Raw genomic sequence first — 5,174 nt, forward strand, 5'->3', positions numbered from 1 at the left:
TTCTTTGTCGGTTGATGATATGCTTATGCATGGGCGTCTAAATTCATTAGCTTGCATCCGAGTAAGTGTAATACTGCCCTCACCATCTATGATTCCCGCAAGATAAGCAGCCTCACAATTATTCATGTCGATAATCCTCCTTTAAAAAGAAAGACCCTGCAGCTTTTCTTCTGCAGGGGTTCATACTGTTTATGCTTTTTGTAAGTTTAAATCCCACGTGATGCCGTAAGCGTCTTTTACTTTGCCGTACTTTGCGCCCCAAAATGTGTCCTGAAGCTCCATTAAAACATTGCCGTCCTGCTTCAGCTTTTCATAGAGGCTTTGGATTTCCTCTTCGCTTTCGAGCTCAAGTACGAGGGACATATTGCTGCCGTTCGGGAGCTCCTGTCCGAGGAACGAGTCAGAAGCCATAAGGAAAAGCTCGCCCTTCTTAAACTGTGCATGCATGATACGCTCATCCATCTCAGGCGGTGTCGGAAAATCTGCTTCTCCAAACGTCTGGATGTTCAGGATTTCTCCGCCAAACACTTCTTTATAAAATTCAAGGGCTTGTCTTGCATTTCCGCCGAACGTTAAATACGGTGTCGCTTGTCCTTTCATAACAAACACTCTCCCAACGATTATGTAATGCTGTTCTCACTCATTTTAATTCGGTTTCAGCTGCAAAACAAGAACATTCGTTCGACAAAATGAATGAGCCGGCATTAAATGATGCCGGCTCAACTAAGTTAATCGTCTTTTTTATTCTCTTCCTGCTGTTTTTGCAGAGCGAGCAGGATATCCTGCACATTGATATTCACAGCTGCAGGTGCGGCGGCTGCTGGTTTAGGCTGCTTCGGTTTCATCACGAAGGTGAACAGCATCAAGAAGACAATAAGAAGCAGGAATATGCCGTCAGCGATATAGAAAATGGTCGAGTAATCTGACCAGAGTTTTTTGCTGTCAGGTGCCTTTTTCTCGGCGAGCGAGATGTATCGGTTGACCTCTGAGTGCTTGGAATACAGCCTTTCAACTGCTTCGAACTTCTCGAGGGCGTTTTTGTAATAGCCGCCCCAATAATAAATCAATCCTTCTTCATAAAGTTTATCGATATCGCCTTTTTTGTTCTTAGCGCCTGCTTGGTTCACGAACTCTTTTACCGTATTAACTGGTACAGCAAAGTTGAATCCTTGAACTTCCTGGCCGTTGACCGTGTCGCCGCGGAACGTGAGCAGTCCGACAATTTCGCCTTTATCATTAATGACTGGTCCTCCGCTGTTTCCGTGCGTGGAGGCGGCATTCAGCTGAATGACAGGGCTTCCTTGTTCGGTTTTCTTTGATGTAGCGGATATTTGTCCTGCGTTCATCGAGGAGACTAGGGACGAATCCTGTGAGAGAACGTCGGAGTTAGCCGCAGCCGGATAACCGATGACCCAGATGTTATCTTGGTTTTCGATGTTATCAGAGTTTCCGAATTTTAATGTTGGCAGGTTTTTCGCTTCTACTTTAACTACGGCAACGTCTTTCCCGGCATTATCCATTCCGCCATAGCTTTTTACTTCGCCTGCCAGCTCATCCCCTCCAGGAAGGATAACCTTCAGCACCTTTTCCACGTTCGTGTAAAGAGTGTACTGAACCATATAATCGTATACTGCTTGATAGTTGTAACCATAATAATCGGCGATCTCGCCAACGAGCTGTTCAAAGGCGATATTGGCGATTTCTTCTTCTTTAAGCTGTGAACCGTTCACCACATGTGCGTTTGTAACAATATAGCCGTCTGGACTAATAATGGCTCCGGATCCTGAACCGCCAAAAACACTTCTGTATTGCACGGCATTCATGTATTCGGCAACATCAGGATTCGTTCCGCTGAACTGCCAGTCTACCACTGCATAATCGAGAATACGTACAACTGCCGGCTTCGACATCTCTGCGAGTTTCTGTGCTTTCGAGATGCCAGAGGATTCCGGCTGTATGCCCATAAGAAAGAACGAGACGGCAATAGCCGCTGCGAGCAGCACACTGACAGGAATCGTCCAAAACGCTCTCTTCTTCAAATACCTCACCTCTCAAATCAAGTTAATGGCAATATATTCTGAAGAGGAAGAGTTGTTATATTGTACATAAAAATAATACGGGCACATTTGTCTAAAAAAGGATAATCGCTCTAAGGTGCAGAAAAAGTGGAGTACAAAATATGGAAGGTGAAGATATGAGAAATAACGTCATGATTTTAATTTTAGCAGTAAGTATACTTTTTGGAGGATTCATTGCCGGAAAAACATTTGCCGACAAAAGCTCAGTTAGTACTGCTGCTGTGCCAGCAGAAGCAGCAGGAGAAGTATTCACGCTGTCTGAAGCTGCAGATTACTTACATATGAAAGAGGATTTTATCGAAAAAATCATTATTCAGGAAGAAATTTTGTTAGAGAATACAGGCTCCTTTGAAGGCATGATGTTTCCATATTTAAAAGCAGGGGATGAATACCTCTTTTCTAAAAAGTCTTTAGATGACTGGATTATGGAAGCAGCAAAGAACCGAAGAGTGTACACAGAGGATGGTCAAAACAAATACAACTAAATAAGAAAAGGACTCTCAGTGAGTCCCTTTCAATTATTTTTTTAAGTAATCCAAACTAATAGCAACACTTTCAAACGGATCGCGCCTGGACACATCCTGCTCAACCACCCACCAGTCGACGTTTGCTGCCTCACCTATATCGAGCACAGAGCTGAGCTGTACACCGCCAGTACCGAGTTCGGCGAAGAAACGCTCGCTGTCAGTTGTCATGTCTTTAAGATGGACAAGAGGGGTACGGTTGTTGTAGCGTTTAATCCAATCTGCTGGTTCTTGTCCTGCATATGTGATCCAATAAATATCAAACTCTGCTTGTACCCATGCCGGGTTTGTTTCTTCCAGAATGGTTTGCAGTGCTGTCCGGCCATCGCTCAATTTTTTTAGTTCAAAATCGTGATTATGGTAGCAAAGACTAATGCCGTGGTCCGCACACTTTTCTCCTGCACGGTTAAGCAGCTCAATCAGCTGGATATAATCTTTTTCTTCTCTTTCATTCTCTTCAAGATAGGGACATACAATGTATTTACTTCCCAGAATCAGCTGCTGCTCGATCGACCGCTCTAGATTGTTACGCAAATCTTCAAGCGGCACATGACTTGAAGCTGCACTTAGACCAAGTGAGTCAATGACGTTTCTGAGTTCCTTAGTATCAAGTCCTCCGTATCCGGCAAACTCTACGCCGTCAAATCCGATATCAGCCACTCTTTTCAAGGTTCCGATAAAATCTTTTTCACTCGCTTCACGCAGCGTATAAAGCTGCAGCGCAATAGGGATATTCTTCATATTAAAAAGCTCCTCTCAAATGAAGTGTCTTCTATAGTTTATTTAAGCGGGAAGATTGCGGAAAGGAAAACGCTTTTATATGCCGAATATATTCATCTAATTGGAAAAGTATGGAAAGGAGTGCGCTGATGAAAAAATATTTAGTATCTGGGCTTATTCTTACGTTAGGGTTAGCAGCTTGTTCGGGTCAAAGCGTTGTCCAGAAGAGCACGGAAAAGAAAGAGCAAAGCGATGTTAAAATTAAATCTGAAGATGCAGTGAAAACTGGAGATGTCAAAGAAGCAGTATGGAACCAATTGGATCCAAGAAGCAGAGAACGAATTAAAGGAACGTGGAAGGATGCGAAAGTTTCTACGGTAACTCTAAGCAAAGATATGATGACTTTAGTCAAAGATAAATCCTATGCAGGAAAAGAAGTATATGCCATTGACTTCTCTACAACAAGCAACTCAATCCCCAATAATATGATTGTTTACGCCGATAAAAAGAGCTTAGATTTTATAGGGCTGGGACTTGTAGATTAAAAAAACGCCAATCAGCAAAACTTAATTGCTGATTGGCGTTTTCAGATTAAAACAGTCCTGAAGCTCTTTTTCCAACCGCTGGCCCGTCATGTTCTAATGCGTCAAATACGAACTTAAATGCAAGCGGATCTTGGGCGATGTTCTGGTGTTCAATTTGGTCATAGGCGAAATAATCCTGAATCGTGATGTTCGCCGTTTCTTTTTCATCTCCATTAAGGAATGCAGAGTGATACGGCACAACGATCTCATCGTTCCTTGTTGTCACAACAGTGTAGGAAGCACTGCCAGGCGTTTCGTCACCGCTGTTCAGATTCGTAAGGAAGTCTGAACCTGTCGCCTGATCCTTGCATGCGGCACAGGAGGTAACATCCGCTCCGGTTGAAGTCAGCTTGGACAGCCCAGCCACACCATCTGTTCCGTGATTGGAAGGGACGAGTCCGATCAGATCCTCCACTTTATCTGCGCCGCCAAGGAACTTCATATATTGGCGCGGCATCATCCCGCCTTGGCTGTGGCCGACGATTGACACTTTATCAGCACCCGTCAGCGCAAGTACGTTATCAACAAATGTTTTAAGCTCAGCAGCGGAATCCGCGATCGGACCTGAAGCTGGAACGCCGTTGCTGTATCCGTAGTTCAGCGCAAACACACAATAGCCTTTATCTTTTAAAAGCGGCGCAAGGTTAATCCAGTTGCGCTCCATCGTTTCAAACGTTCCAGGAACGAGGACGACAGGATAAGGTTTGTCAGGAGTTGGACGGCAATTTGGATCATTGGCTCCAGGAGGCGGTGTGCCTTCTTCGGCGAGAAAGCCGCCTGAAAGTCCACTTGCCGCTTTAGCGGAAGGAGCGTTATCTATTCCAAGCATACTGAACAAACATAAACCAGCCAATATAAATGCAAACCATTTCTTCATCAATTCATCACCTCTCTATTAATAAAAAAGACACACATCAATCCCATAAAGCAGGTCTTGTGTGCGTCTCCAGTTCTCCAACACGTTAAGTATTAACTTGTCTACATTAAACAAGAATTTGAAAGCGCTGTCAACCTTTCAATAGGCAAAGGGCATCAGGTAAAGTCTGGATAATAGATAATGATTATCAGTATGTTTAGTTTTAAAAATTTAGTGAATGAATAAATAGAAACAAAAAATAATGGAAGGGTTGATCTTATTGTCTAATCCGATGTTTACAGTAGCTGTTTCCGCTGTTGGCGGGAGAGAAGGAAAGGTACATTCTGAAGATGGTGTCATCAATCATGAGATCGCGATGCCGGGAACTCCGCGGGCAAAGGAACTGCCAGAG

At 43.8% G+C, this 5,174-nt stretch carries 6 protein-coding genes and 1 pseudogene; 3 read left to right on the forward strand and 4 right to left on the reverse strand.

The window, feature by feature from the left end:
* Window positions 1–189: 189 nt before the first annotated feature.
* The gene (locus tag CGZ90_RS19340; protein WP_094254139.1) at window positions 190–600 is read right to left on the reverse strand and encodes a VOC family protein; all 411 of its coding nucleotides are present in this window, start codon (window positions 598–600) and stop codon (window positions 190–192) included.
* A 128-nt stretch (window positions 601–728) separates the two neighbouring features.
* Window positions 729–2,048: a S1C family serine protease gene (locus CGZ90_RS19345; RefSeq protein WP_240515494.1), complete on the reverse strand. Its 1,320-nt coding sequence runs from the start codon at window positions 2,046–2,048 to the stop codon at window positions 729–731.
* A 131-nt stretch (window positions 2,049–2,179) separates the two neighbouring features.
* On the opposite strand from CGZ90_RS19345, the gene CGZ90_RS19350 reads away from it, so the two are divergent.
* Window positions 2,180–2,563: a hypothetical protein gene (locus CGZ90_RS19350; RefSeq protein WP_094254140.1), complete on the forward strand. Its 384-nt coding sequence runs from the start codon at window positions 2,180–2,182 to the stop codon at window positions 2,561–2,563.
* A 33-nt stretch (window positions 2,564–2,596) separates the two neighbouring features.
* On the opposite strand, the gene CGZ90_RS19355 is transcribed toward CGZ90_RS19350, so the two are convergent.
* A complete protein-coding gene (locus CGZ90_RS19355) occupies window positions 2,597–3,343 on the reverse strand; it encodes a sugar phosphate isomerase/epimerase family protein (protein WP_094254141.1) in 747 nt (248 codons plus the stop codon).
* 128 nt (window positions 3,344–3,471) lie between these two features.
* Here CGZ90_RS19355 and CGZ90_RS19360 point away from each other — a divergent pair, with 128 nt between their 5' ends.
* Window positions 3,472–3,867 carry a hypothetical protein gene (locus CGZ90_RS19360; protein ID WP_094254142.1) on the forward strand — a complete coding sequence of 132 codons (396 nt, stop codon included), beginning with the start codon at window positions 3,472–3,474 and terminating at the stop codon, window positions 3,865–3,867.
* A 46-nt stretch (window positions 3,868–3,913) separates the two neighbouring features.
* On the opposite strand, the gene CGZ90_RS19365 is transcribed toward CGZ90_RS19360, so the two are convergent.
* Window positions 3,914–4,783 carry an esterase/lipase family protein gene (locus CGZ90_RS19365; RefSeq protein WP_094254143.1) on the reverse strand — a complete coding sequence of 290 codons (870 nt, stop codon included), beginning with the start codon at window positions 4,781–4,783 and terminating at the stop codon, window positions 3,914–3,916.
* 259 nt (window positions 4,784–5,042) lie between these two features.
* Between CGZ90_RS19365 and CGZ90_RS21130 the strand changes: the two are divergent.
* Window positions 5,043–5,174: pseudogene (locus CGZ90_RS21130) on the forward strand (Organic hydroperoxide resistance protein OhrA); the annotation flags it as partial.

This window comes from Fictibacillus aquaticus (assembly GCF_002245695.1).
GTDB classification, from domain to species: domain Bacteria; phylum Bacillota; class Bacilli; order Bacillales; family Fictibacillaceae; genus Fictibacillus; species Fictibacillus aquaticus.